This window comes from Xenorhabdus sp. TS4, assembly GCF_014467265.1.
In the GTDB taxonomy this organism is placed as follows: Bacteria; Pseudomonadota; Gammaproteobacteria; order Enterobacterales; family Enterobacteriaceae; genus Xenorhabdus; species Xenorhabdus ehlersii.
Genome location: NZ_NKHQ01000078.1, coordinates 62,480 through 89,162, shown reverse-complemented (window position 1 = coordinate 89,162; position 26,683 = coordinate 62,480). Strand labels below are relative to the sequence as shown.

The following is a 26,683-nucleotide window of genomic DNA, read 5'->3' as shown; positions in this document are numbered from 1 at the left end:
TAAACGCACGACAAGCGGGGCAGGTTACATCAATCTTTGCCATTTGAATGTTCTCCAAATAGAAAGATTATACATGATCAATAAATTGATATCACAACCTAATTTTATTATTCTTAAAAACATTATAAATATAACCAAATAATATTTGGTGTATTCTTCATAACCTACCATACTACAAATAATAACATCATGATATTATATCATTAAAAATAGTCACAATTAAATATAATAAGATTCATATATTTTAGATATTGTTTTTTCTCTACATTCAATGAACTATAAAAGAGGTAATATTATGAACACATTAGAACAAAATGAAATAAAACTAAAACTTATTGAAAATTTTAAACAAACTATGCAAGGGAAGCTAGAACCCAAACTTATTGATGAAGCTACAAAAAGAATGGCTTCTTCAGGAATAGATGCATATTCAGCTGGAGGCCAAGTAGAAAGCTTTATTTTTTATCTAACGTTTTACCTACACCTAGATTTTGTTGGTAAAAAAGCTTTTCGCGGGAAAGCAGGAGGGTTGACGACTCCCGGCCTTGCAACTATACAAGGATTTGTTCTTACAGACAATTTAGACACACTTTATTCTGATACTGTAAGTTTCGCGTTTCAGGCATCGCCCGTAACCTTTAGTTTACATTTCTTTGATTCACATAGCCGTGCGCTTGGCTCCTTCGCCGGTCTCGCAATTTCCCTTATAACAGGCGTCGGTGGTGGAACGGGTTCATGGAGTTAATTATTTTTATAATAAATAACCTCAACCGGAGTACAATGATTAACAGAATACTGCGCTCTTGCTGTGTAATACTTTACACAGCAAGGCTTATTGTTATGAATTAATTAGCATTAAACTGAATAATGAAATTATATTTTTTAGCTTTTGTTCTGAATTTTATGAAATAAAAATAAAGTGGTAAATAAAAAATCCCTGCCTCACAGCAGGGAATGAATGCAATAACGAAAATACCTGCCAGATATTAATTTTGAGACACCACGGTCAAAAATTTTACGTTATAACCCGAAGATTGCTTGTTCTTTCACGCCTCACTGAGAAGTGGCGGGCAACATAATTGGCAATCAACTCCAGTGATAAACACATCACAAAATAAACCAGCGCAACGAATAAGAAGACTTCCATTGGATAGACCATACTGCGGTTATTCACTTGGGTCGCCAGAAATGACAATTCTGCGACGCCAACGATATAAGCCAATGAGGTATCCTTAATTAACGCAATCCACTGATTGATAAATGAAGGCACCATCATACGCAATGCCTGCGGCAAAACGATATGCCAAAGCACTTCCCAACGATTAAAACCCAGTGATAACCCTGCCCGCCATTGACCATCACCAATCGCTAAAATTCCCGCTTTGACGCCATGTGCTAAATAAGCCGAAGTAATTAATGCCAGCGCACAGACAACGGTCGTAATTTCAGGGATCTCCATCCCCAATACGACAGGCAACAAGAAATACGTCCAGAAAATCAGCATAATGACCGGAATGGCGCGAAAGAAGCCCAGTATTGCCGCCAATAGATTGCCCCAAAAGCCGCGCAGCATCGCCAGAGCAACACCACCCAGAATACCCAATACAATGGAGATCGTCCCCGCTATGATACTGATTACCAGCGTCAATGCCGCCCCTTCCAATGGCCCATCAGGAAAGGTTCCCAATAGCAAATAACGCCAGTTTTCTGCAATAACAGTAAAGTCCATATCAATACCCTCTCGCCAATGTTCTCTGTTGGCGCCATTGTCCCCAACCTTCCATCACAGCAATAATAGCGATGTAGAGCACTGTCGCCACACCAAATGCCTCAAAGGTTTGTAAGGATTGGGTTTCCACCTGACGAGAAGCATAAGAGAGTTCTGCCACACCAATCGCCATGGTTAATGATGAATTTTTGACAATATTCATGTATTGCCCCAATAAGGGTGGCATGGCTATTTTCAGTGCCTGTGGCAATACAATGTGACGCATGGCCTGCCAGCCCGTTAAACCCAATGCATGGGCAGCATATTTTTGCCCGCGTCCGACTCCTTGGATGCCCGCCCGCAATTCTTCTGCAACAAACGGAGCTGAATAAAGAGTTAATCCGATAAATCCCGCCAGAAATTCAAAGGATGGCCATTCCAGTGTCAGGCCAAAAATCATTGTGTCATGGGGCGTATTCAGCCACATCATCGCCGCTTGCGGCAAAATTTGCCCAGAAGCGAAGTACCAGAAAAACAGTTGCACCAACAGAGGCGTGTTACGAAATACAGTAGTGTAAACCGTAACCAGCCAGCACAGTAGCTTGACTTGGCTATCCCGTACCGCCGCAATCACAAAGCCCAATAAAGTGGAGGAGGCAATGACACAGACAGAAAGCCACAAGGTGATCAGAAATCCCTGCCAAAGCCATTGCAGATATTCAGGAGCCAGTAAGTGCTCGGTAATAAATTGCTCAAACATATCATTCACCACATAAACAAACAGCAAAGCCCCGAAATAACGGGGCTAATCAATTTGTGTTTTTAAATGGAAGCACTAAACAGAAACTGCTAAACGAACATTACTGTTTTGCCTGATCCTCTAACGGAGCAAATTTAAAATCACCACGCGGCTGAGCGGATTTAGTGTCTGGGCCAAACCAGCGGTTATAAATGCTCTCTGCTTCACCCTCTTTTTCCAATTTCAGTAAGGTTTGGTTAACCGAATCAACCAATCGCGTTTCCCCTTTGGAAGCCGCGACTGCTTGATATTCACGAGTAATGCTGAAAGGGGAAATTTCAAAATCGGCTTTCTGGGCTTCTGGTACGTTTGCCAGCAAACCAACCAGTTTCGCATCATCTTGCGTGATCGCCTGAACATTACCATTTCTCAGAGCCGCAAATGCCAACGGTGTATCATCATAAGAGATCACTTTGGCGGTTGGATAACGCTCACGCAAGGTAATTTCCTGTACAGTTCCCTTGTCTGCACCAATACGCAGTTTGGCAATATCGTCCGGATTGGTCAGAACACCTTTACGGGCAATAAATTTCTGACCAGTCGCAAAATAAGGGATGGAAAAATCAACTTGTTTTGCGCGTTCGTCAGTGATTGTGAAGTTAGCAGCAATTAAGTCAATTTTCTTAGAAGAAAGCAGAGGGATACGGTTTGCTGGGTTCGTTGGACGCAGTTCCAGCTTTACCCCCAAATCATTGGCAATTGCATTGGCGATATCGACATCATAGCCTGCCAATTTTTTCGTTTGAGGATCGATAAAACCAAATGGTGGGTTACTGTCAAATACCGCAATACGTACCGTGCCAGCTTTTTTAATGTCATCAAGTTTATCTGCTTTTGCCACTCCTGAAACCAATGCCAAGCTGGTCAGCAGCGCAGTAATCGCTACGCGAGAGTTGTTGCGAATCTTCATTGTACACCCCTGTTGGTTATTAATTTTTATATATCAACAAAAGCTATCAATTTCGATATAGCACATGAAATAATATAAAATACTATATTTATTCAATTTTGGAATAAATACTATTCTTTTTGGGTCAGTAATTTTTCCAGATTATCACCACCAATATGGCGGAAGTCCTGCCCTTTAACGTAGTAGAAGATAAATTCACAAATATTCTGGCAACGGTCACCAATGCGCTCAATAGAACGGGCACAAAAGAGAGCCGTCATGACATTCGGAATCGTTCTGGGATCTTCCATCATGTAGGTCATTAGCTGGCGGATAATACTTTCGTATTCCTGATCCACTTTTTTGTCTTCACGGTAGATACGTATGGCTTCTTGTAGATCCATACGGGCAAAGGCATCCAACACATCATGCAACATTTGGATCGTATGACGCCCTAATGATTCTAAGCTGACCAGCAAAGATTGCTGTTGATGTGAAAATCTTTCAAGCGCGGTCTGGCAAATCTTATTGGCAACATCGCCAATACGCTCCAGTTCAGCAATAGTCTTTGAAATAACCATGATCAGACGCAGATCACTGGCCGTCGGTTGGCGTTTTGCAATGATGCGGACACACGCTTCATCAATCGCCACTTCCATCATATTGACCTTCTGGTCATCCTCAATCACTTGCTGTGCCAATACTTCGTCTTGGTTGTGCATCGCCAGAATCGCCTTACTGAGCTGTTCTTCCACCAGCCCACCCATTGTCATCAATTCTGTACGAATATGTTCCAGTTCAGCAGTAAACTGACCGGAGATATGTTTGCTGAGATTCAGATTGTCCATCTAATGCTATGCCCCCGTACCTTCTATACCCTGTATTAACCATAACGGCCGGTAATATAATCTTCGGTCTGTTCCATCTTCGGTGTGGTGAACAATCTATCAGTATTGCTAAATTCAATCAGTTCACCAAGGTACATAAACGCCGTGTAATCCGAACAGCGAGCCGCCTGCTGCATATTGTGGGTGACGATCACTACGGTATATTCTGATTTCAGTTCGCTGATCAATTCTTCAATGCGTCCTGTCGAGATGGGGTCAAGTGCTGAACAGGGTTCATCCAACAGCAAGACCTCAGGACGAATAGCAATACCACGGGCGATGCATAAACGCTGTTGCTGGCCACCGGAAAGGCTATGCCCACTCTGATGCAATTTATCTTTGGTTTCATTCCACAATGCCGCTTTGGTCAACGCCCATTGGACTCGTTCATCCATCTCTGTTCTGGGCAGTTTTTCAAACAGGCGCACCCCGAAAGCAATATTGTCGTAAATGGACATCGGGAATGGTGTTGGTTTTTGGAAAACCATCCCAACTTTGGCACGTAGCAAGGCAATATCTTGCTTGTCTGTCAGGATATTGGTGCCATCCAGAATAATCTCACCTTCAGCGCGCTGATCACCGTACAATTCATACATTTTGTTGAAAGTACGTAGTAACGTGGACTTACCACAGCCCGATGGCCCGATGAATGCCGTTACCTTATTTTGTGCGATATCCAGCGTAATATTTTTCAGTGCATGAAACTTGCCGTAATAGAAATTCAGATCACGTACCTGAATTTTACTTCCTGCGATTTTATTTACTGCCATATTGTTTACTGAAATAACCTCATTAGCCTTATTCATCAGTATTTGTCTCTTTAATACCTTCTGCTTTTGTTCCTTTGAAAAAAATATTAGTGCTTTTTCTTCGCAAACAACGCACGCGCCACAATGTTAATTAGCAGTACACATAGGGTGATCAGTAATACCCCCGCCCATGCCAACTGCTGCCAGTCAGAGAATGGACTCATAGCAAACTTAAAAATAGTAACAGGTAAGTTTGCAATCGGCTGGCTGAGATCGATGCTCCAGAACTGGTTAGAAAGCGAGGTAAACAATAGTGGAGCCGTTTCACCAGCGATACGGGCAATAGCCAGCAATACACCGGTCATAATGCCTGATATCGATGCCTTTAAAGTAATAGCAGAGATCATTTTCCATTTCGGTGTGCCCAATGCATAAGCGGCTTCACGCAAGTTATCCGGCACTAATTTCAGCATGTTTTCTGTCGTGCGAATAACGATAGGGATCTGCAACAGTGCTAACGCAATTACCCCTGCCCAACCCGAAAAGTGTTGCACCTTTGCCACCACAACCGTATAGACAAATAATCCGACAACAATCGAAGGGGCTGAAAGCAAGATGTCATTAATAAAGCGGATAATTTCTGCCAACCATGAACGGCGACCATATTCCGCCAGATAAATTCCCGCCATAATCCCCAATGGCGTACCAAACACCGTCGCCCAGAAGATCAGCAAGCCGCTACCAACAATGGCGTTTGCCAGCCCACCGCCTTCGGTATTGGGAGGTGGTGTCATTTCAGTAAACAACGCCAGCGACATACCATCGATACCTTTAGTGACGGTGGAGATTAAAATCCAGCCCAGCCAGAATAAACCGAATGCCATTGTCATCATGGATAGCATCAGCGCCAGCCGATTTTTCTGACGACGCCATGACTGCATACGGCGACGGCTTTTCATCTCCGCTTCGTTTACTGTATCGACTAAATGTGAAGGTTGCCCATTGATGGTTGTCATCTCAGCGCTGCCCCTCATTTTTTGCCAGACGCATCATCATTAATTTTGACAACGCCAGAACAATAAAGGTGATGGCAAATAAAATCAGTCCCAGTTCCATCAATGCGGCGGTATGCAGGCCAGATTCAGCCTCAGCAAATTCATTTGCCAATGCAGAAGTAATACTGTTCCCCGGCATGTACAGAGACAAACTATCAAGTTGGTAGGTATTACCGATAATAAAGGTAACTGCCATTGTTTCTCCCAATGCCCGGCCAAGCCCCAACATTACGCCACCAATCACACCATTCCTGGTATAAGGCAAGACGATATGCCAAATCACTTCCCATGTTGTACAACCGATGCCATAGGCAGACTCTTTCATCATTACAGGGGTCTGTTCAAACACATCACGCATGACAGAAGCGATATAGGGGATAACCATGATGGCAAGAATGATACCCGCTGCCAGAATACCAATACCAAAGGCAGGACCAGAGAACAGCGCCCCCACGATGGGAACGCTGGAAAGCACGTCACCAACGGGTTGCTGGAAATAGGTGGCAAATAGTGGAGCAAAGACAAACAATCCCCACATGCCATAAACAATGCTGGGGATCGCCGCCAATAACTCAATCGCCACACCCAACGGACGTTTTAACCAGTTTGGGGACAACTCCGTCAGAAACAGGGCAATGCCAAAACTTACTGGAACCGCAATGATCAGGGCAACTAACGAAGTCATCAATGTGCCATAAATCGGTACTAATGCGCCAAACAACCCTGCCGGTGCATCCCATTCTTTGCTCCATAAGAAAGCAAAACCAAATGCTTGTATACTCGGCCAGGAAGCAATGATCAGCGAAATGATAATGCCTCCCAGCAAAAATAAAGTTAACAGCGCTGCTAACTTAACCAGAGCGCTGAAGATAATGTCACCATTTTTGCCCGGTGCTTTCAGTGCCGTTTTACGTTCGGCCATACGCTTCATTCCCATTTTAGGTGATTTCCCCTTAATAAAAGGGGAGGTTGCTCTTCCATGCTGCACGTACCTGGTTGACCACTTCTTCCGGCAGGGTGGCATAATCCAGTTCCTTCGCCTGTTGTTTGCCGTTGTCATAAGCCCAATCGAAGAATTTCAGCACTGCGATACCATTGGCAGCGTTTGCCTGTTGCTTGTGGATGAGAATGAATGTAGTAGCGGTAATTGGCCACGCATTATCGCCTTTCTGGTTTGTCAAATCCTGCGCAAAGCTGCTGTTCCAATCCGCACCTTTAGCCGCCGCACTAAAGTTTTCTTCGGTAGGTACTACCACAGCACCATCCGCGGAGACCAGCTTGGTATAAGCAAGGTGATTCTGCTTCGCATAGGCATATTCGACATAACCAATCGAACCCGGCAGACGCTGAACAAATGCAGCAATCCCGTCATTGCCTTTACCGCCCAATCCGGTTGGCCATTTGACGGTCGTGCCAGCTCCTACTTTTTGCTTCCAATCGCTGTTAACTTTGGACAGGTAACTCGTGAAAACGTAGGAAGTCCCTGAGCCGTCAGCACGACGAATCACGGCAATGTTTTGTTCTGGCAGTTTGAGATCCGGATTCAACTTTGCAATTGCCGGATCATTCCATTTCTTGATATTACCCAGATAGATGTCACCAAGGGTTTTACCATCCAGAACCAACTGACCCGCTTTAACACCGGTAATGTTCACTGCCAACACAATCCCACCGATTACCGTTGGGAACTGGAACAAGCCATCAGTCGCCAATTTTTCATCAGAAAGCGGGGCATCAGATGCACCAAAATCAACGGTATTGGCAATAATCTGTTTTACACCACCAGAAGAGCCGATGCCTTGATAATTGATTTTGTTACCCGTTTCTTTCTGATAAGAATCCGCCCACTTGGTATATATCGGTGCAGGAAATGTCGCACCTGCCCCCGTCAAGCTGGTGGCCGCGAATGAAGACAGGGATGTCATGGCAAATACAGCAACCATGATGCTCGCCACAGTGGTACGCATTGATTTCATACTATCTCCTGTTGGGTCTTCTACTGAGATACGCATCATTAATGAAAAACAAATGACAGGTATCGCTGACAATCTGATTTTCAGGTAATAAAATGATTCGAGAAGGAAAATAGGTGAATTCAATGACAATAAAATGTATGAATTATGACATTTTTATGACAGGCGGTTTCGGCTGTGCCTTATTTTGCGTTCAATGATGTTCTCATATTTCACTCAACGGAATATATACGCGAATGGACAGCCCCTGTTTTTCACTGCTCCCCACCTGAATATCTCCCCCGTGGCTATCAATGATACGGCGGATGATCGCCAGCCCCAGCCCCACGCCACTATTTATTTCACGTCTATTATTTATTTCACTTCTATTATTTCCCTGCATAAAAGGCTGGAATAAAACAGCGGCTTCTTCTTTCGTCATTCCAGTGCCGTTATCCTCAACTTGAAACCAGCCAAATTTTTCGGTTGAGCCACTACTGATGCGGATCCACCCATTACCATAACGCCGGGCATTAGTGAACAGATTGACCAGCACCCGTTTGATGGAAAAGGGATGGGCTAAAATGAAAATCGAACTTGTCACTAAGCGATTTTCAATATCTGTATCTGACGTGCAACGCTGCTCTGCTGTAATCACCTCTTCAAGTAACCCATTCAATTCACAGCATGTCATCAGCATATCCTGTCCTGCCCGCTGATAATCAATGAATTGATCAATCATGGCATTGCACTCTTCAATGTCCTGATGGACAGATTCTGTCAGAAAATCATCTTTTCCCACCATCATTTCCATCGCCAGACGAATACGGGTAAGTGGAGTACGCAAGTCATGGCTCACGCCAGCCATTAATACCGCCTGATCGCTCTCCTGTGATTTCAGCTCCACCGACAATTGGTTAAGCGCCCTAATCACGGAACGAATCGCGGGCATCCCCATTTCAGGCACTGATGAGTCTCTTCTTCCTTTTCCCATGTCGATAACTGCTTTCTGCATGGCTTTCAATGAATGTTTCTGGACAGCGGAATATCGCCCGAACACCATGAACACCGACAATGCCACCGCAAAAACACTGATAAAGAGATAGGGAAATACCGCGTTAAAAGGGAGTTCTTCTAATACCACCAGCAGTAAGGTAACCAGAGAGCTGAACAGCAAGCTGCCCAGCACTAAGTACAGGACACGGAAAAACAAAGTACGCAGAGAAAGCCAAAACTTTTTCACACCGGGCTTTTTCATACCTTGTTTCCATCAGGAACAAAAACGTATCCCAACCCCCAAACCGTCTGGATATAACGCGGATGGGAAGGATCTTCTTCAATCAGCCGACGCAGACGGGAAATCTGGACATCAATGGAACGCTCCATTGCACCATACTCTCGTCCCCGAGCCAAATTCATCAATTTATCCCGTGATAATGGCTCACGTGGGTGAGAAACCAACACCTTCAACACGGAAAATTCCCCACTGGTCAAAGGTAACAATCCATCTTGATGGAACATTTCACGCGTTCCAAGATCAAGTTTAAATTTCCCAAACTTGATCACCGCATCATCCGGCGTCGGCGCCCCCGGCAATTCCTTCGCCTGTCGCCGCAGGACAGCACGCATACGTGCCAACAATTCACGTGGGTTAAAAGGCTTGGCAAGATAATCATCAGCGCCAATTTCAAGCCCAACAATCCGATCAATCTCTTCCCCTTTCGCGGATATCATGATGATCGGGATCGAATTATGCTGACTTCTCAGCCTTCGACAGATAGACAACCCATCTTCGCCCGGCAACATTAAATCCAGGATAATCAATTGGATGGATTCTCTGGTCAATAAACGATCCATCTGTTCTGCATTTGCTACGCTGCGCACCTGGAACCCCTGTTCGGATAAATAGCGTTCCAGTAACGCCCGCAAGCGCATATCATCATCAACAACAAGGATCTTATAACTCTCTTGCATGTTTCAGCTCCCAAGATGCTCCATGCCCGCAACATCCATCACTTTCACAGAAAACCCATAACCCCAATAGAAACTTAACCGCATGTATTTTAAGACGACTTATGCCAAAGGCTGATAGCTAATTTCCAATATCCAGTAAGTCACCACGCCATTCGGTGTCATCACCGTGACTTCATCATCAACCTGCTTACCCAATAATGCCCTCGCCACCGGAGAATCAATGGAGATCCACTTTTTAGCAGGATCGAATTCATCCGGTCCCACCAAACGAAACATGTATTCTTCTTCATTCTCGTTTTCAACTTTTACCCATGCCCCAAAAAAGACTTTCCCTTCTTGTCGCGGGTCAGGATCGACAATTTGCAGTACATCCAAACGTCTGGACAAAAAACGTACTCGGCGGTCAATTTCCCTTAATCTTTTCTTACCATAAATGTACTCGGCATTCTCTGAACGATCCCCCAATGCAGCAGCATCTGAAACAGCTTGGGTAACTTTGGGGCGTTCAACTTTCCAGAGATATTTCAATTCCTGATCAAGCGCATGCCAACCCTCTCGGGTAATATAATGACTCTTGGCCATGAGAAACTCACTTGAGAAAAGATGATTAATGGCGAAGTACTATATCTCATCAACTCTCATCAACCCAATCCCAACCTAGAAGATATTTGATGAATTCTGTTGCAACATGATCGAAATATCGCGCTAAACTGGAAATTATCGCGCTCAGCACGTATAAATGGAGCCAGTTTGAACCATGCCGATACTGTTTCAGATGAAATTTGATCTTATCCGGCTCTGTCTGACGATGTCTCAGGATATCTACAGGCCCTAAAGAAGTTGAAGAAAACAGACCATGAATGAATCTTTAAGTCGAATCATTGCCGGTGAGCTACAGGCTCAACCACAGCAAATCCTAGCTGCTATCACCTTGCTCGATGAGGGGAATACGGTTCCCTTTATCGCCCGTTACCGTAAAGAGGCCACCGGTGGTCTGGATGACACACAGCTCCGCCAACTCGAAAGCCGTCTCGGTTATCTGCGTGAACTGTCCAACCGCCGTCAGACTATCCTGAAATCGATTGAGGAACAGGGAAAGCTAACCGTTGAGCTGGCAGAAGCGATTAACGCTACACTGAGCAAGACTGAGTTGGAAGATCTGTACCTGCCTTATAAACCTAAACGCCGTACTCGTGGACAAGCTGCCATCGAAGCCGGATTGGAGCCTCTGGCCGACCTGCTATGGCAAGATCCGCAGCAAGAGCCAGAACTGGCGGCGGCTGCCTATGTCAATGCTGACAAGGGCGTTGCTGATACCAAGGCAGCATTGGATGGCGCACGTTATATCCTGATGGAACGTTTTGCCGAAGATGCAACCCTGCTGGCAAAGGTACGTGAATATTTATGGAAAAATGCCCATTTGGTTTCCAAGGTTGTCGAGGGTAAAGAGGAAGAAGGTGTTAAATTCAGCGATTACTTCGACCACCACGAAACCATCGCCACTGTTCCTTCCCACCGCGCCCTTGCCATGTTCCGTGGACGCAATGAAGGCACCCTGCAACTTTCTTTGAATGCTGATCCACAATTTGAGGAAGCGCCAAAAGAGAGCTACTGCGAACAAATTATTACCGATCACCTGAACCTGCGCCTGAACAATGCACCGGCTGACAATTGGCGCAAAGCCGTGGTGAGCTGGACATGGCGCATCAAGGTGCTGCTGCATCTGGAAACCGAACTGATGGGTACACTGCGCGAGAAGGCCGAAAATGAGGCTATCAACGTCTTCGCCCGTAACCTGAATGACCTGCTGATGGCTGCCCCTGCGGGTATGCGCTCAACAATGGGTCTGGACCCAGGTTTGCGCACAGGGGTAAAAGTCGCCGTTGTTGACGCGACAGGCAAACTGATTGCCACCGATACCATTTATCCGCACACCGGACAGGAAAACAAAGCGGCTGCCATCGTCGCAGCCCTGTGCACCAAACACCAAGTGGAGCTGGTTGCCATTGGCAATGGCACCGCATCCCGTGAAACAGAACGTTTCTTTGTCAACGTTCAGAAACAGTATCCTGACGTCACGGCACAAAAAGTAGTGGTCAGCGAAGCGGGAGCTTCTGTCTATTCCGCATCTGAATTGGCTGCGCTAGAATTCCCTGATCTGGATGTTTCCCTGCGTGGTGCGGTCTCCATCGCCCGTCGCCTGCAAGACCCACTGGCTGAGCTGGTGAAAATCGAACCCAAATCCATCGGCGTGGGTCAATATCAGCATGATGTTAGCCAGACTCTGCTTGCCAAAAAACTGGATAACGTGGTTGAAGACTGTGTAAACAGCGTCGGCGTTGACCTGAATACCGCCTCTGTCGCCTTGTTGACTCGCGTTGCTGGCCTGACTCGTACTGTTGCTCAAAATATTGTTAACTGGCGTGATGAAAATGGTCGTTTCGGCAACCGTAATCAACTATTGAAGGTGACCCGTCTGGGACCAAAAGCCTTCCTGCAATGTGCAGGCTTCCTGCGCATCAATCAGGGCGATAATCCGCTGGACGCTTCAACCGTTCACCCAGAAGCCTATCCAGTGGTTGAGAAGATCCTGGCAACAACCCAGCAAACCCTACCTGAACTGATGGGTAATCCGGCTAATTTGCGTAACCTGAGCGCCCAGGAATTCACGACTGAAAAATTTGGTATTCCGACCGTCACCGATATCCTGAAAGAGCTGGAAAAACCGGGTCGCGATCCACGTCCTGAATTCAAGACAGCCACATTTGCCGATGGCGTTGAAACCATGAACGATCTGCAAGCGGGTATGATTTTAGAAGGTACTGTCACTAACGTAACCAATTTTGGTGCATTTGTGGACATCGGTGTCCATCAGGATGGTCTGGTTCATATCTCCTCCCTATCCGACCGCTTTGTGGAAGATCCACACACCGTCGTCAAAACAGGTGATATCGTGAAAGTGAAGGTGATGGATGTTGACCTCAACCGCAAGCGTATTGCATTGACCATGCGTCTTGATGAGCAACCAGGTGAAACACAAGCACGCCGTAGCTCCCAAGAAGGTAACCGTCAGGATCGCAATAATCGTAACGGCAATGGCAGAAACCGTCCTATTTCACGTTCAGGTTCTGCGCCTTTAGCTAATAGCGCTATGAGTGATGCATTGGCCGCTGCCTTTAATAGAAAACGTTAATTAATAAAAAACGTTAGATAACTTAAAATGATTTCCTGAACTGGCTCAATTATGCCAGTTCAGGGTATTTAAATTTGTGTTTATATTTCTCTAATTGCATTTAACACAACCTCAATATCATGAATTGATAATTTTTTAAAAACTTAACCTAAAGAGGCTTATTTTTTATTCCTTCCTTGATAAGTCCTTAGCTAAAATTATCAATGTCTTAAGTTATTAAAAATAATTATTACGTGATAACTATTTTTAATAACGCAAAAATAAAATACACCACTATTATCACAATAGGACTAGATTCGAATTATTTAATATGAGGTGTATTAATATGTTATCATATATTGGCAAGGTCATGTTTTTACTCTTTTTTCTTTACACGTTATTAATACCTTATACGATAATGGATTCCTTTGCAGAGGGGGATATTACAACTGAAAGATATACGAAAAAAGCAGATGAGAACGATAATATTGGCGTGCGAGTGAATGGATCAGGTAAAAAATATTTGAATTCGGATACGCATAAAAAAAACAATCACACCTCAGATGCTGATACACAAAATGTTATTGATAAAAACCTCCAAATGGCCGGTAATCTTCTGTCATCTTCACCTTCAGAATTGGCCGCACAAGCCAAATCCTATGCGTTAGGGCAAGTTAACGGCATGGTAACGTCTGAGGCACAAAAATGGTTATCACAGTTTGGTACTGCCAGAATTAATTTTGGGCTGGATAAAAAGGGAACGCGAAAAAACAGCTCACTCGATCTTTTACTGCCGCTTTATGATAATAAAGTGGATTGGCTGTTCTTTTCCCAACTTGGCTATCGCAACAAAGACAGTCGGAATACCATGAATCTGGGATTAGGTGGACGTTATTTTTATCAGGACTGGATGTATGGCCTGAATACTTTTTATGACTACGACCTGACCGGCAAAAATCAGCGTCTTGGGCTGGGCGGAGAAATGTGGGGAGACTACATTAAACTGGCCGCTAATACCTATTATCGTTTAAGTAACTGGAAAGACTCACGGGATTTTGCCGGTTATTACGAACGCCCAGCTAACGGTTATGACATTAGTGGGGAGTTTTTCTTACCCGCCTACCCTAATCTGGGTGCCAAACTGACTTATGAGCAGTATTTTGGCGATGAAGTTACTTTATTCGATCGTGACACCAAACAGAAAAACCCCGTTCTGGCTACACTGGGGCTGTCTTACACCCCTGTTCCGCTATTTACTCTGGGTGTGGATTATAAACAAGGGGGAAGCGGGCACAGCGAAACGCAGTTTTTGGCAAATTTAAGCTATAAATTGGGTGTTCCCCTGAGTGTGCAGTTATCGCCAGAAAACGTGGCGACGGCGAGGACATTAGCGGGCAGCCGTTATGACCTGGTAGAAAGAAATAATCATATCGTGCTTGAGCATCAGGCAAAACCAGCTGCCCAATTGTCGCTGCCGGATAATATCATCGGGTACAGTGGGAATCAGCAGGACGTTACAGTCAAGTTCTCTTCTGACTCTCCGCTCAAGCAGATTCGTTGGGCAACCAACAAAGATTTTGAACAGCACGGCGGGAAGCTCTCTTCCCAGACCGGCAACACAATCAAAGTTACCCTGCCAACCTATCTATCCGGCAGTAACCAAAATAACAATTACCCCATTTATGCCGTTGCTGAATGGGAAAATAATCAAAAATCAGCACCTGCTGAAATGCGTGTCATTGTCAGGCCCTTTATGCTGAAAAAGCAGGAACGATCTAACTTTATCCCAGCAGGACCATTACCTGCGACGGGGGATAAAAAGGACGGATATACGTTTGACCCTGTGATTACTTTTGATACGGTTAATAATGCACCGATAAAAAATGCCACCATTAACCATGTTCAGTGGATAACTGATCCTAAAATCGGCCCGGATACTGGGTTGCAATGGAGTAATTGGGCAGCCTCAGATTCTGTGGCGCTTGATGAAAACGGGCATTTCAAACACAAACCGGTCTTAGTGAGTAACCGACCCCATAAAGATGTCAAAGTGTACCTGCAACTGGATAGCCAGCCGCCACAATTAGTGGGCGAAGTCAGCTTTGATGAAAACCTGGCCAGTTTCCACGTCGATAAAGTTGAGGTTTCACCGGCAGTACCATCACTGATAGCCAATCGTTCTCAGACTTACACCTACAGTGCTGTGGTGTTAGATGGTAATAACAATCCGATGAAAAACCAGAAAATCACCAATGTGAATTGGAGTAAGGACAAAAACCAGGATGGACTTATTTGGAACCCATCAAATGGAGACGTTACAACGGATAAGGAAGGGAAATTAAAGGCAACCCTAGCCAGTACAGAGGCAATACAAGATGTCACGATTTCACTCGCTATTGGCAGCCACAAATCGGTGTCGGCACAGCCTGTCTCTTTTACTGCGGATACGTCGAAATATCATGTTTCCTCTGTGAAAGTTGACCCGACAACGCCTTTGGTTGCGAACAACCGGGATGCTTACACCTATACGGCTACCATCTTAGATGGTCACAAGAATCCCGTACATCAGCAGAAAATTGGCAAGGTGACATGGAAAATTACGCAGGGTAGTCAGGACGTGAGCCTCACCGATCCGGATATCAAATTTACGCATGGAGATACAACGAATCAGGCTGGGGAATTAACGGCAACATTGAGCAGTCAAAAGGAAATGAAAGATGTGGTAGTTTCACTTTCCATTGAAGGTCAGGCTGCTGTTGCTGCAAAAGATCCGGTTATCTTTACTCCGGATACGTCGAAATATCATGTTTCCTCTGTGAAAGTTGACACGACAAAACCTTTGGTTGCGAACAACCAGGATGCTTACACCTATACGGCTACCATCTTAGATGGACAAAATCAGCCTGTGCATCAGCAGAAAATTGGCAAGGTGACATGGACAATTACGCAGAATAGTAAGGAAGTGAGCCTCAACGATCCGGATATCAAATTTACGCATGGAGATACAACGAATCAGGCTGGGGAATTAACGGCAACATTGCGCAGTAAAAAGGAAATGAACGATGTGGTAGTTTCACTTTCCATTGAAGGTCAGACTGCTGTTACTGTAAAAGATCCGGTTACCTTTACTAAGGATACCCAAGATTATCGTATTAGTCAGGATGGTATTAAGTCCGAGAAATTAAAGACCTTATCGTCTGATGGTTACCAACAATATCAATTTATGGCGACTATCAATGATATTTCTGGCATGCCTGTTAAAGGAAAGGCCATTAGTGGTGCAGAGTGGCATATAGTTAAACCATTAAATGCCGATAATCTTGGAATAACACTAAACCCAGAGACTACAACAGATAATCAAGGAAACTTAAAGGCAATCATAAGCAGTACTAAGGCATACCAGGGGAATGTAGTTGTTTCACTCAAGGTTGGGAACAATCAGCCTGTTCAGTCATCAACGTATACGGTAGATTTCCACTCAGAGATATCGCCAATAACACAGGACCCACAAGGCCCTATAGTTGTAGGTCAATCTTATAACTTGTCATTCACCGTTAAGGATAATAATGGTCAACCGTTACTTAATAAGGCAGTTCAGTGGCATATAGACTCAGCTGATAAGGACCAGACAAAAGTAACAATTTCCCCAATTGATCCGGCCACCACAACTGGCGGTAAAGCTACCGCAACATTAACCAGTAGTACGGAGCAAAATGTTACAGTAACAGCTACAGTGGATGGCATTACAACGGCTCCTTTGACGGTGAGATTCCAATGGCCAACGTTCAGTAACCCAATACTGGCCGAGCGAGGGACGCATGGTAATAAGCCTAATCCTACGGCGAATGGTAGCGATTATTATGCATTTGAAGCGATAATGAAGGATCCTAACAAGTTCGCTTACAAAAATCCGCCAAAAGGTCAGCCAGGTCATATATCTATTAAATGGAAGCCATTGCATACTAATAATAACCTCGTGTTTACATCTCAACCGACCTCAATACAGGGACAGGTAGTAGTTCAAGTGACTACTAATACACCTACGTCGTTTATCCCATGTGTTGGCATAGATGAACCAGTAGGGGCAGGACAGGAGCTGCCATCACAAAGCTGTTCAACCGACACCTTTAAATTTGATGCCCCTTAATTTTAACTTTGCTTAAGGATAACTATTTTATCACCACGTAAATGTAGACTCGGCTTTTTAGGTTCAGTAAAAAGCCGAGTCTTTTTCACTTTCTATCACAAAATGCTTTTTAACAGCCACTTATCTCAAAGTGATTTCACCTCTTAAATAAAACACCGATCAATTAGCAGTAAACTTTGAATTTACACGCCAGCGCATCACTCACCCGACGAATAGATAGATTTTATTATGCTAAACCCGATTTTAGTGTGTATTCATTGCTATATTATTACCGCTTATTGAGATAAAAATTTAACTTAAGTAATATGATTTGGCGGTTTAGCCGTAGGATGAAATAACCTTGAACTTTAATGAATATAAGCGAGGTGTTTATGTCTAACGTTAATCAGCAAGAAAAGCAGAAGCTAGATTCCACATCGGAACTTAATGCGAAAATAAGAGTGATTCCATCAAGCCCAGTATCGATGAATGGGCTTTATACTATGGGTGTCAAAGTTACGAATAAAGATAATAAAGGGGTACCTAACCAGAGAGTTAAATTGAGCGTAACCGATCCACAGGGGAAACCCGTATTGGGCGAGGATGGCAAACCTCAAGTATACACCAATGCTGCTGAGGGTTATGATGAGCCATTAACCTATAGTGATGGTTGGATTTACTTTACACCGTATCTTATGCTTAACAACTACCAAACTCAAGCTGGAGTATACACAATAGAGGCCTATGTGGAAGGCGCAGGAATAAAACCTGTGCAGAAGCAGGTGGAATTTATCAAATAGTTAAAGAAAGTCACTGTTCAAACTGATTTATTATCACGTAAATGTAGACTCGGTTTTTATTAAAAAACCGAGTCTGTTATAGTTTCTATCACAAATTATATTTCTTTATCACTGGTTCGAGTTATTGAGTATCTTTTTTCATGCCAATATGATATATGTTCTGTTTGTGTGATAAGTTGATTTAATTTTAATATGTGAAATTTTTATCTTAATTATTTTATCTGTTTTAATTTTTTGTTTAGATAAAATAAAATTAATCACACATTAAGTAATTATATTACCATTAAAAATAATATTTACGATCAATGAAGTTATTATCACTGCATTGTGCATTTAGGAAAATATCAGCAGTAAATTTTGAATTTACAACCCAGCAGGTTATTCACTCTGAATGAAAACAGATTTTATAATGTTAAGCCAGATATTAATGCGTATTTGTGGCTATATGACTGCATCCCATTGAGATAAAAGTTTTACTTAAGTAATATTAGCCAGCGATTTAGCCATAAGATGAAATGACCTTTTACTTTAATGATCAATAAGTGAGGAAATTATGTCAGTAATAAATAAATTAGACAGTAATAAATAAATTAGACAGTAATATTGCTCAATAATGTTCATTTACCCCTGATCAATTCAAGGTTAACGTCACAACTAAAATTGATAATGATATCACTGCACCTATTGGCTCTTCTCCGTGGGCACTAATTCAGGTGTATTTAGGCAAGAAAGTGTATAGACGTAATTGGAGCTATCCTGTTGAATACATACATCTTGTATCTGATAGCTCGCCTTTAATTGAGAAGCGCGAGCAAGACAATATTACCGCTTGGCAGCCAACACCAGAAGATTTAACAGCTTGTGACTGGGAATTACAGGGGGACCCCAATCTGGAATTTGATCTTGAAGTGGGAAAAGAAATGTATGACGATAGCCAATTCTTTGGATATTTTAATATAAATAGTTCTTCTTCATCTACTTACATTGGTACCTTAGATCTAATCAAGAATAATTCAGATATTAAGAACATAACAATGTTCTATTTTATTGAAGATTCAAAATTATCTATTCAAGCCTCCTCTGATAACAACGAAGAGAGTTATCAAAAAATGGAGGAATTGTTTAGTAAAAAACTCACTGTAATGGTTGATGATGTACATTATGTTCTTGATTATCTTCAAGCTAGACACGATAACGAAACCACATACGTATTATCCAGAGTCTATGACAGTCATATAAATAAAAACCTAAAAAAATTAGGTGACCTGTTGAAACAAAACGTAGGTAAAACACTTCGTATTCGCTTAGTGTGGAATGATCATTAATTTATAGTCTAAATTCAAGGCTATGCTTCCGGCATGGCCTTTTTGTTTTTCTATTATAGGGTAAGCAAGTTATAAATGAGAAATTAACCGTGATTATTTCTAGTTTAGATATTAAAGAACGCATTCATACTGTTGAGGAAAAACCATTAGGTGAACTGATTTATCCTCCAAAAAGCTAATTCAAGCCAATAATTTGTTAAATTAATAATGAAATAAAAATCAATAAGTCCTGTTCATTAACATAGCTTATCAATAAAGAATTTTTCCAAATATTAAATAATTTTGATAATGGCTTATTTTCAATAAAACCACCATTAATTTGATAAATATCAATTCATTCCCATCTTATCCAATATAAATAGCCGATATCGCAGTTGCGTATTATTATCATTAGCAACTATAATTCAGAGGAATTACCATACTTTTTTCTTGTGGTTCTCCCATTATTGAGGATAATAATTCTTATAATCACTTATTTTTTCAGTTAGAGCGGAGATTTATATGGTTCTTATTCCAGAACGTAGATATAAAATTCTGGGATTTTCTCCAGAAATTACCCCAGCTTACCGACAAAAATTATTGTCACTCGGTATGTTACCTGGCTCAACATTTCAGGTCATTCGCTTCGCTCCATTGGGCGATCCAATACAAATCGAAACACGCAGAGTTAGCCTTACCCTTCGTAAACAAGATTTAGCATTTCTTGTATTGCATGAAGATCTGAATTAACAAAGCTCTAAGACGATTTGGTTCAGAATAACCATCTTCCATACACTTTTTATAACCCGATAGAACCAGAGTACTGAACGTATAGCTAAGGTACGAAATTCGCTTTACTGATTGGCAGAAAGTATGATGAAACAATTAACTATAGGCCTGATTGGTAATCCCAATGCCGGCAAAACAACGCTTTTTAACCAGCTCACTGGCTCCCATCAACGTGTGGGAAACTGGGCTGGCGTTACCGTAGAACGCAAAACCGGCCACTTTACTACCGATAACCATCAGGTCGAACTTGTCGACCTCCCTGGCACTTATTCGCTTACCACCATTTCTGAGCAAACTTCTATTGATGAGCAAATCGCCTGCCACTATATTCTCAGTGGTGAAGCGGATATGCTGATCAATGTTGTTGATGCATCTAATCTGGAGCGTAACCTTTATCTCTCACTGCAATTGATTGAACTGGGTGTTCCCTGCATCATTGCACTGAACATGTTGGATATCGCCCAAAATCAACGCATCAATATTGATATTCCTGCACTGGAGAAACGCCTTGGCTGTCCGGTCATCCCGCTGGTTTCAACCCGTGCCACAGGGATAGATACACTAAAAAAAACCATCGACAATTACCCACAGAAATCTAATCCTGTACAGGTTAATTATCCTGATGCGTTATTGCAGGAAATTTCCCACCTTTCCAGCCAGATCACAGAAAAATTCACGCCACAACAGTGCCGCTGGCTGACTTTGCAAGTCCTGGAAGGGGATATTTACAGCCGTGAGGTATCCAGCCTGACTCCCACTCAATTGGCTGAAAGCAAAAAACGCTTGCAAAAACAACAAATTGAAGAACCCGACCTCATCATTGCCGGTTCACGCTATCAAACCATCAGTGAAATTTGTCTGGCGGTCATTGATACCCGCACAGCCACACCAAACAAACTCACCCAAGTGTTAGATACCGTTATCCTGAACCGCTGGTTGGGTTTGCCTATCTTCCTGTTTATCATGTACCTGATGTTTGTGCTGGCTATCAATATTGGTGGAGCCTTACAGCCTATCTTCGACGGTGCTTCCGCTGCCATTTTCATCGATGGAATGCAATGGCTCGGCCATACTCTCCATTTCCCGAATTGGTTAACGGTGTTCCTTGCTCAGGGCATTGGTGGCGGCATCAACACGGTATTGCCGCTGGTTCCCCAAATCGGCATGATGTACCTGTTCCTCTCCTTTCTGGAAGATTCCGGCTACATGGCACGGGCGGCATTTGTCATGGACCGGCTGATGCAAGCCATAGGGTTGCCAGGTAAATCCTTTGTGCCCCTGATTGTTGGCTTTGGTTGTAATGTACCTGCCGTGATGGGCTCAAGGACACTGGATGCCCCTCGTGAACGCTTGATTACCATCATGATGGCACCGTTTATGTCCTGCGGGGCAAGGTTGGCGATCTTTGCCGTCTTCGCTGCGGCGTTCTTCGGCAAAAATGGGGCAAGCATTGTTTTCTCCCTGTATATCCTGGGGATTGTCATCGCCATCCTGACAGGATTGCTGCTCAAATTCACGCTAATGCGTGGTGAAGCATCACCATTTGTCATGGAACTACCGGTCTATCACGTTCCCCATGCCAAAACCCTGCTGCTCCAAACATGGCAGAGGCTGAAAGGTTTTGTCATACGCGCAGGTAAAGTGATTGTCGCAGCGAGCATGTTGATTGGTGCCCTGAACAGTTTTTCCTTCTCCGGTAAGACCGTTGATAATATCAACGAATCGGCACTGGCCTCCGTCAGTAAAGTACTCACACCTGTCTTGCAACCTATCGGTGTGCATGCCGATAACTGGCAAGCAACCGTCGGGCTTATCACTGGAGCGATGGCAAAAGAAGTGGTTGTAGGAACTCTCAATACCCTCTATACCGCAGAAAATATTACCCAAGAGTCATTCAACCCAGATGAATTTAATTTACTGGATCAACTAAAAGATTCTGTCGCCGAAACGTGGGATAGCCTGAAAGAAACCTTCACCTTGAGCGCACTTTCTAACCCGATTGAAGCCAGCAAAGGTGATGGCAACATGGATCGTAGCTCTATGGGAACAATGAGCGCCAAATTTGGCTCAGCCATTTCCGCTTACAGTTACCTGATTTTCGTGCTGCTGTACGTGCCTTGCGTTTCCGTGATGGGAGCTATTGCCCGTGAAACCAGCCGTGGCTGGATGACATTCTCGATTCTGTGGGGATTAAACGTCGCTTATTCTCTGTCAGCACTGTTTTATCAAATCACAACGTTTTCAGCCCATCCACAAAGTAGCCTGATAACCATTCTGGCCGTGATCCTGTTTAACATTCTGATAGTTATTGGTTTACGCCGCGCACGCAGCCGAGTCACTGTGACATTCAACAACACCGCTGACCGCAGTTGCGAATGCTCAAACAATAGCTGTCACTAGCTGGAACCATGAGGAACCATAAATGATTAACCTGCTGAAAATCAGAGATGCGGTTGCCCTCAACGGGCGTACTGATGCCAGATCATTAAGCCATCAGTTTTCAGCACCGCTGCCAATGGTGGAAGCCATGCTCAAGCAGCTTGTCATAATGGGTAAACTGGAGGAAGTGGATACTTCCTCCTGCCTCAGCGGGGGCTGCAAACAGTGCCCGGAAACACAGAAATGTGACACTAAAGCGTATCAGCTTACGGTCAAAAAATAAGGAATTACCTGCTTTATGGAATAGACGATTAAAAATATCCTATCGCTGTGATTATTCTGTAGGAAAATTCCTTATTAATGAGTCCATAAAATAATAAATAGATTAATTATAGCTATCTCTCTATTATCTGATATGGGGTATCCCTATATTAATAACCTGAGGATAGTAATATGCCTAAAGAGTTATTCACTGCAAAAGTTGAGTCGGTTGGCAATCTCAAAATGAAATGCTCATCGCGAAATTTTACCTTCCATGTAGATGAACCCAAAAGTCTCGGTGGAACCGATGAAGCGATGAATCCAGTGGAAGCGTTACTTTCTGCATTTGGTGCATGTCAGTGCATTGTGGCAAAAAGCTTTGCCCGCAAGCATAAAATCAATTTGATCGATATTCAGGTTAAAATGGAAGGAGAACTGGATACCGATGGCTTCACAGGTAGAAATAAAAACGCCAAAATGGGATTTTCAAAAATCACCTCCAAATTTTATATTAAAGCAGATAATACCGAACAAGAGATCCGCAATTTTATTACTTTTGTCGAAAGCAATTGCCCTGTTCTCGATACTATCGTGAATACGCCAGAAATTGTGACTGAGGTTTATCCGAATAAATAAATAGTGATAACAAGGTGGTAAACATTTTTATTACCGATTGAATTGCATCAGGAATGGAATAAACATATAAGTTGTGCAGTTTATTCCATTTATTAGTCATCATAGTAGGGCTATATTTAGCTATCTGTGCAGGCTGCTTTTAAATCTGTAAGTGTGGCCATCAGTAACATGGGATCTAAAGGTGATGATTCAAATCTGGTAGCTTGATAAAATGACTTTGCTTCATATGAGAGTGCATGAATTATCATGCCACGAACTCCAATAAGATCCGCGGCTTGTATTACCCTTAAAGCAGCGTCTTTCACCAATGCCCGTCCGATTCCTCTTCGCTGCAATCAGATTCCGAATTTCTGGTTTGATACGAATATTCAATGTGTCACGTTTTGTTGATTGCATAATTCACCTCGGAGTGAATGAGTTGTGGTTAAGAATGCCACTCACTATTGTAATGTCAAAATCATTACAATGTTTGTTTTTATGACCGGATTTATCGTTTAAGATCCCTCCCTACTATTGCTCAGATTATCCATAGTTTATGTGCTAACGCCAGAGAGGGAGAGTAGTTATCGATAATTACCATCCAATATCAGAAGCAAAATTCGTTAATACTTCAACAAATTCATCAGGATGGGAAATAAAAGGGGCATGGGCAGCGTTGCGCATAATAACGGAATGCGTATGTGGCCATGCCTTGTCAAGCTGTGAAGCAATCTTACGCGGTACTAAACCATCAAGATAACCATATAGACGCAGGAAAGGTAATTGAAGTTGGGACAATTCTTCTCTTAAATCATCAATGCGCAGGATTTCCAAACCGGCATTAAGTACCTCGACTGTCGGCATCGGCTGGTTCAGGATCACTGATTTCAATACACGGGCATCCCGCCGTGCACTGTCTGTCCCCAAGGTCTGCAAAGCCAGAAAACGTTCGACAGTCTTTTGAAAATCAGCACTCAATTGATGCTCAAATGCCTTCAAGACCTCTGGCTTAATCCCCGGCCAGTCGCCATCAGCACTAAATCTTGGCGAAGAAGCTACGGTTATCAAGCCCGCAACTTGTGCCGAATGATCCAAAGCAATCCGGCTAGCCACCAATCCGCCTAAAGACCAACCTAGCCACAAGGCATTTACTGGCGCTTGCTGCCATACAATATCTGCCATGTCCGTCAATGACATAGCCGAATACGCTTGGCTACGCCCATAACCCGGCAAATCCACCAGATGCAAACGAAAATGCGAAGCCAATCGCGTTTCCACTGAACGCCAAACCTCAGCGTTTAGACCCCATCCGTGCAGCATCACAAGATCACGTGGTGCATCGCTAATTGTCTGCCAAAACAACTGATTCATTGTTATTCTCACTTTATTTGTCACCAAGGAAGGAAACTATGCTAACAATGGTTGGATACTGTTGGCTATGCCATCAAAATTTGTATTTTGCCCATCATGGGATCTGCTACATCTGCCACTGTCACTTAAGGCGGCTGCAACATGTCTGTCCACGCTGTGCACTGCCTTCTGAATCCGGTAACCTTCCCTGTGGGCGATGCGTAAAGCATCCCCCTGCGTGGCAATATTTGATCGCCATTACGGATTACACCCCACCATTAAGCCAGCTTATTCAACGATACAAATATTACAGTACCCCACAACTCGCACCAGTGCTGGCACGTTTGTTCCTGCTGCATTGGTTGCAAGGCTATCGTGAAGGCCGCTGGCATAAGCCAGATCGCATACTGGGTATTCCTCTGCACAGCAGAAAACGCTGGCAACGTGGTTTCGATCACATTGAACTCATTACCCGATCCCTATCACGTTGGCTGCAATGTCCATATCAACCCGATTTTTTACGCCGCTCACGTGCTACACTCACGCAGCGGGGCTTATCTGCCGCCCAAAGAAGAACGAATCTTAAGCAAGCCTTTCAATTACAGGGCGATTTTACCGATCAACATGTCGCGATTTTCGACGATGTGATCACCACGGGCACAACACTGCATGAAGCTTCACAGTTGATGATTCGTGCTGGTGCCCGCTCTGTACAGGCTTGGGCAATATGCCGAACCTTGTAGTTCCTTTATAAATGGGCGTATTATAACCAACTAGAACAGTCAACTATTGAGCAAATGACATGATTAATATTACTGAAGCAGCGCAAGCACATTTTGCCAAGCTACTGGCAAATCAAGAACCGGGCACACAGATCCGCGTCTTTGTTATTAATCCAGGAACGCCGACCGCTGAATGCGGTGTTTCCTATTGCCCACCGGATGCTGTTGAAGCTACTGACACCGAATTGAAGTTCGATCAACTCTCTGCTTATGTTGATGAAATTAGTGCACCTTTTCTGGAAGAAGCTGTCATTGATTTTGTGACCGATCAACTGGGTTCCCAACTGACCTTGAAAGCCCCGAACGCTAAAATGCGTAAAGTGGCGGATGATGCCCCACTGATTGAGCGTGTTGAATATGTCCTGCAATCGCAGATCAATCCACAACTGGCAGGGCATGGTGGTCGTGTCAGCCTGATGGAAATCACCGATGAAAGTTATGCTATTCTGCAATTCGGCGGTGGCTGTAACGGCTGTTCAATGGTCGATGTCACTCTGAAAGAGGGGATCGAAAAACAGTTATTACAGATATTCCCGGAATTAAAAGGCGTGAAAGATCTGACTGAGCACCAGCGCGGTGAACATTCATATTACTGATTTTTCATTCTTATTTTGACAATTTTTAACCATTTTTCTGTTCTAACATTTTCTATCTCTATACTTATACGCCTTCCCAATCGTTATATTGGGAAGGCAGTCAGGTCATACCAGACGACTAATAAGAAATGAAAATTTAGGAAACTACGTTGAGTATTTATGGACCATTTTCAAACGATAACGCCTGAACAGGCTTACCAGCATTGGCTCGATAAAACCGCAGTCATAGTTGATATCCGCGATCCACAAAGCTTCCATACCGGACACGCAACCGGTGCGTTTCACCTGACAAATGAAACGCTCAATAGCCTTCTACAGGAAGCGGATTTTGACCAACCGGTCATGGTGATGTGCTACCACGGCCATAGTAGTCAAGGAGCAGCCCAGTATCTGATCAATATGGGTTTTGAGACCGTTTATAGTGTCAATGGCGGTTTTGAAGTCTGGCAAAGAGACTATCCTCACGCTGTTCATACTCAATAAACCTTTAACGCAC

At 43.6% G+C, this 26,683-nt stretch carries 24 protein-coding genes and 1 pseudogene; 12 read left to right on the top strand and 13 right to left on the bottom strand.

Going from position 1 to position 26,683, the window contains the following annotated elements; translation table 11 throughout:
• The first annotated feature begins 295 nt into the window (after positions 1-295).
• Positions 296-745 (top strand): VapA/VapB family virulence-associated protein, encoded by a 450-nt coding sequence (locus Xets_RS16115; RefSeq protein WP_167450634.1) that lies wholly within the window; start codon positions 296-298, stop codon positions 743-745.
• Between the two features lie 270 nt (positions 746-1,015).
• On the opposite strand, the gene Xets_RS16110 is transcribed toward Xets_RS16115, so the two are convergent.
• The 11 genes from Xets_RS16110 to greB form a co-directional block, all read right to left on the bottom strand.
• Positions 1,016-1,729: an amino acid ABC transporter permease gene (locus Xets_RS16110; RefSeq protein ID WP_099131778.1), complete on the bottom strand. Its 714-nt coding sequence runs from the start codon at positions 1,727-1,729 to the stop codon at positions 1,016-1,018.
• A 1-nt stretch (position 1,730) separates the two neighbouring features.
• Positions 1,731-2,468 (bottom strand): amino acid ABC transporter permease, encoded by a 738-nt coding sequence (locus Xets_RS16105; protein ID WP_187652110.1) that lies wholly within the window; start codon positions 2,466-2,468, stop codon positions 1,731-1,733.
• Between the two features lie 100 nt (positions 2,469-2,568).
• On the bottom strand, positions 2,569-3,417 hold the full coding sequence (locus tag Xets_RS16100; protein ID WP_099131780.1) for an ABC transporter substrate-binding protein: 849 nt from the start codon (positions 3,415-3,417) through the stop codon (positions 2,569-2,571).
• Between the two features lie 110 nt (positions 3,418-3,527).
• On the bottom strand, positions 3,528-4,244 hold the full coding sequence (gene phoU, locus Xets_RS16095; protein WP_099131781.1) for a phosphate signaling complex protein PhoU: 717 nt from the start codon (positions 4,242-4,244) through the stop codon (positions 3,528-3,530).
• Between the two features lie 35 nt (positions 4,245-4,279).
• Positions 4,280-5,053 (bottom strand): phosphate ABC transporter ATP-binding protein PstB, encoded by a 774-nt coding sequence (gene pstB, locus Xets_RS16090; RefSeq protein WP_187652115.1) that lies wholly within the window; start codon positions 5,051-5,053, stop codon positions 4,280-4,282.
• Between the two features lie 86 nt (positions 5,054-5,139).
• Positions 5,140-6,048 carry a phosphate ABC transporter permease PstA gene (pstA, locus tag Xets_RS16085; protein WP_255430677.1) on the bottom strand — a complete coding sequence of 303 codons (909 nt, stop codon included), beginning with the start codon at positions 6,046-6,048 and terminating at the stop codon, positions 5,140-5,142.
• 1 nt (position 6,049) lies between these two features.
• Positions 6,050-7,009, bottom strand: coding sequence for a phosphate ABC transporter permease PstC (pstC, locus tag Xets_RS16080; protein WP_099131913.1), 960 nt, complete (start codon positions 7,007-7,009; stop codon positions 6,050-6,052).
• A gap of 31 nt (positions 7,010-7,040) precedes the next feature.
• A complete protein-coding gene (gene pstS / locus Xets_RS16075; RefSeq protein WP_187652109.1) occupies positions 7,041-8,063 on the bottom strand; it encodes a phosphate ABC transporter substrate-binding protein PstS in 1,023 nt (340 codons plus the stop codon).
• A gap of 202 nt (positions 8,064-8,265) precedes the next feature.
• Entirely contained in the window at positions 8,266-9,297 is a 1,032-nt protein-coding gene (locus Xets_RS16070) for an ATP-binding protein (protein ID WP_222941623.1), read from the bottom strand.
• Positions 9,294-10,013, bottom strand: a complete 720-nt coding sequence (gene ompR, locus Xets_RS16065) for a two-component system response regulator OmpR (protein WP_099131784.1) — start codon at positions 10,011-10,013, stop codon at positions 9,294-9,296. Before ompR ends, Xets_RS16070 begins: the two co-directional genes overlap by 4 nt.
• A gap of 99 nt (positions 10,014-10,112) precedes the next feature.
• On the bottom strand, positions 10,113-10,595 hold the full coding sequence (gene greB, locus Xets_RS16060) for a transcription elongation factor GreB (RefSeq protein ID WP_099131785.1): 483 nt from the start codon (positions 10,593-10,595) through the stop codon (positions 10,113-10,115).
• A 274-nt stretch (positions 10,596-10,869) separates the two neighbouring features.
• Here greB and Xets_RS16055 point away from each other — a divergent pair, with 274 nt between their 5' ends.
• From Xets_RS16055 to Xets_RS16020, 8 genes are all read left to right on the top strand, one after another.
• Positions 10,870-13,206: a Tex family protein gene (locus Xets_RS16055; RefSeq protein ID WP_187652108.1), complete on the top strand. Its 2,337-nt coding sequence runs from the start codon at positions 10,870-10,872 to the stop codon at positions 13,204-13,206.
• A gap of 325 nt (positions 13,207-13,531) precedes the next feature.
• Positions 13,532-17,332 (top strand): inverse autotransporter beta domain-containing protein, encoded by a 3,801-nt coding sequence (locus Xets_RS16050; RefSeq protein WP_187652107.1) that lies wholly within the window; start codon positions 13,532-13,534, stop codon positions 17,330-17,332.
• A 371-nt stretch (positions 17,333-17,703) separates the two neighbouring features.
• A complete protein-coding gene (locus tag Xets_RS16045) occupies positions 17,704-18,111 on the top strand; it encodes a hypothetical protein (RefSeq protein WP_143707516.1) in 408 nt (135 codons plus the stop codon).
• A gap of 659 nt (positions 18,112-18,770) precedes the next feature.
• The gene (locus Xets_RS16040; protein WP_099131789.1) at positions 18,771-19,436 is read left to right on the top strand and encodes an MW1434 family type I TA system toxin; all 666 of its coding nucleotides are present in this window, start codon (positions 18,771-18,773) and stop codon (positions 19,434-19,436) included.
• Between the two features lie 501 nt (positions 19,437-19,937).
• Positions 19,938-20,165: a ferrous iron transporter A gene (feoA, locus tag Xets_RS16035; RefSeq protein ID WP_099131790.1), complete on the top strand. Its 228-nt coding sequence runs from the start codon at positions 19,938-19,940 to the stop codon at positions 20,163-20,165.
• Positions 20,166-20,291: 126 nt separating this feature from the next.
• Entirely contained in the window at positions 20,292-22,604 is a 2,313-nt protein-coding gene (gene feoB, locus Xets_RS16030) for a Fe(2+) transporter permease subunit FeoB (RefSeq protein ID WP_187652113.1), read from the top strand.
• A gap of 22 nt (positions 22,605-22,626) precedes the next feature.
• Entirely contained in the window at positions 22,627-22,866 is a 240-nt protein-coding gene (locus tag Xets_RS16025; protein ID WP_099131791.1) for a FeoC-like transcriptional regulator, read from the top strand.
• A gap of 170 nt (positions 22,867-23,036) precedes the next feature.
• Positions 23,037-23,480, top strand: a complete 444-nt coding sequence (locus Xets_RS16020; protein WP_187652106.1) for an OsmC family protein — start codon at positions 23,037-23,039, stop codon at positions 23,478-23,480.
• Between the two features lie 116 nt (positions 23,481-23,596).
• Here the strand turns inward: Xets_RS16020 and Xets_RS24815 are convergent.
• Positions 23,597-23,815: pseudogene (locus tag Xets_RS24815) on the bottom strand (GNAT family N-acetyltransferase); the annotation flags it as partial.
• 238 nt (positions 23,816-24,053) lie between these two features.
• The gene (gene bioH, locus Xets_RS16015; RefSeq protein ID WP_187652105.1) at positions 24,054-24,830 is read right to left on the bottom strand and encodes a pimeloyl-ACP methyl ester esterase BioH; all 777 of its coding nucleotides are present in this window, start codon (positions 24,828-24,830) and stop codon (positions 24,054-24,056) included.
• 38 nt (positions 24,831-24,868) lie between these two features.
• Here bioH and gntX point away from each other — a divergent pair, with 38 nt between their 5' ends.
• The 3 genes from gntX to glpE all read left to right on the top strand — a co-directional run bounded on the left by gntX (position 24,869) and on the right by glpE (position 26,670).
• Complete coding sequence (gene gntX, locus Xets_RS16010) at positions 24,869-25,552, top strand: DNA utilization protein GntX (RefSeq protein WP_099131794.1); 684 nt, start codon at positions 24,869-24,871, stop codon at positions 25,550-25,552.
• Positions 25,553-25,611: 59 nt separating this feature from the next.
• The gene (gene nfuA / locus Xets_RS16005) at positions 25,612-26,187 is read left to right on the top strand and encodes a Fe-S biogenesis protein NfuA (protein ID WP_099131795.1); all 576 of its coding nucleotides are present in this window, start codon (positions 25,612-25,614) and stop codon (positions 26,185-26,187) included.
• Positions 26,188-26,346: 159 nt separating this feature from the next.
• Positions 26,347-26,670: a thiosulfate sulfurtransferase GlpE gene (gene glpE, locus Xets_RS16000; RefSeq protein ID WP_187652104.1), complete on the top strand. Its 324-nt coding sequence runs from the start codon at positions 26,347-26,349 to the stop codon at positions 26,668-26,670.
• Positions 26,671-26,683: the final 13 nt, after the last annotated feature.

Excerpts from the sequence above, each read along its gene's own strand:
- pstC (WP_099131913.1), bottom strand. The coding sequence starts at position 7,009 with ATGGCCGAACGTAAAACGGCACTGAAAGCACCGGGCAAAAATGGTGAC.
- Xets_RS16045 (WP_143707516.1), top strand. The coding sequence starts at position 17,704 with ATGTCTAACGTTAATCAGCAAGAAAAGCAGAAGCTAGATTCCACATCG.
- Xets_RS16115 (WP_167450634.1), top strand. The coding sequence starts at position 296 with ATGAACACATTAGAACAAAATGAAATAAAACTAAAACTTATTGAAAAT.
- Xets_RS16055 (WP_187652108.1), top strand. The coding sequence starts at position 10,870 with ATGAATGAATCTTTAAGTCGAATCATTGCCGGTGAGCTACAGGCTCAA.
- feoA (WP_099131790.1), top strand. The coding sequence starts at position 19,938 with ATGGTTCTTATTCCAGAACGTAGATATAAAATTCTGGGATTTTCTCCA.
- ompR (WP_099131784.1), bottom strand. The coding sequence starts at position 10,013 with ATGCAAGAGAGTTATAAGATCCTTGTTGTTGATGATGATATGCGCTTG.
- Xets_RS16070 (WP_222941623.1), bottom strand. The coding sequence starts at position 9,297 with ATGAAAAAGCCCGGTGTGAAAAAGTTTTGGCTTTCTCTGCGTACTTTG.
- glpE (WP_187652104.1), top strand. The coding sequence starts at position 26,347 with ATGGACCATTTTCAAACGATAACGCCTGAACAGGCTTACCAGCATTGG.
- Xets_RS16105 (WP_187652110.1), bottom strand. The coding sequence starts at position 2,468 with ATGTTTGAGCAATTTATTACCGAGCACTTACTGGCTCCTGAATATCTG.
- gntX (WP_099131794.1), top strand. The coding sequence starts at position 24,869 with ATGCTAACAATGGTTGGATACTGTTGGCTATGCCATCAAAATTTGTAT.
- nfuA (WP_099131795.1), top strand. The coding sequence starts at position 25,612 with ATGATTAATATTACTGAAGCAGCGCAAGCACATTTTGCCAAGCTACTG.
- pstA (WP_255430677.1), bottom strand. The coding sequence starts at position 6,048 with ATGACAACCATCAATGGGCAACCTTCACATTTAGTCGATACAGTAAAC.
- bioH (WP_187652105.1), bottom strand. The coding sequence starts at position 24,830 with ATGAATCAGTTGTTTTGGCAGACAATTAGCGATGCACCACGTGATCTT.
- Xets_RS16050 (WP_187652107.1), top strand. The coding sequence starts at position 13,532 with ATGTTATCATATATTGGCAAGGTCATGTTTTTACTCTTTTTTCTTTAC.
- Xets_RS16020 (WP_187652106.1), top strand. The coding sequence starts at position 23,037 with ATGCCTAAAGAGTTATTCACTGCAAAAGTTGAGTCGGTTGGCAATCTC.
- Xets_RS16110 (WP_099131778.1), bottom strand. The coding sequence starts at position 1,729 with ATGGACTTTACTGTTATTGCAGAAAACTGGCGTTATTTGCTATTGGGA.
- greB (WP_099131785.1), bottom strand. The coding sequence starts at position 10,595 with ATGGCCAAGAGTCATTATATTACCCGAGAGGGTTGGCATGCGCTTGAT.
- pstS (WP_187652109.1), bottom strand. The coding sequence starts at position 8,063 with ATGAAATCAATGCGTACCACTGTGGCGAGCATCATGGTTGCTGTATTT.
- pstB (WP_187652115.1), bottom strand. The coding sequence starts at position 5,053 with ATGGCAGTAAATAAAATCGCAGGAAGTAAAATTCAGGTACGTGATCTG.
- Xets_RS16100 (WP_099131780.1), bottom strand. The coding sequence starts at position 3,417 with ATGAAGATTCGCAACAACTCTCGCGTAGCGATTACTGCGCTGCTGACC.
- phoU (WP_099131781.1), bottom strand. The coding sequence starts at position 4,244 with ATGGACAATCTGAATCTCAGCAAACATATCTCCGGTCAGTTTACTGCT.
- Xets_RS16025 (WP_099131791.1), top strand. The coding sequence starts at position 22,627 with ATGATTAACCTGCTGAAAATCAGAGATGCGGTTGCCCTCAACGGGCGT.
- feoB (WP_187652113.1), top strand. The coding sequence starts at position 20,292 with ATGAAACAATTAACTATAGGCCTGATTGGTAATCCCAATGCCGGCAAA.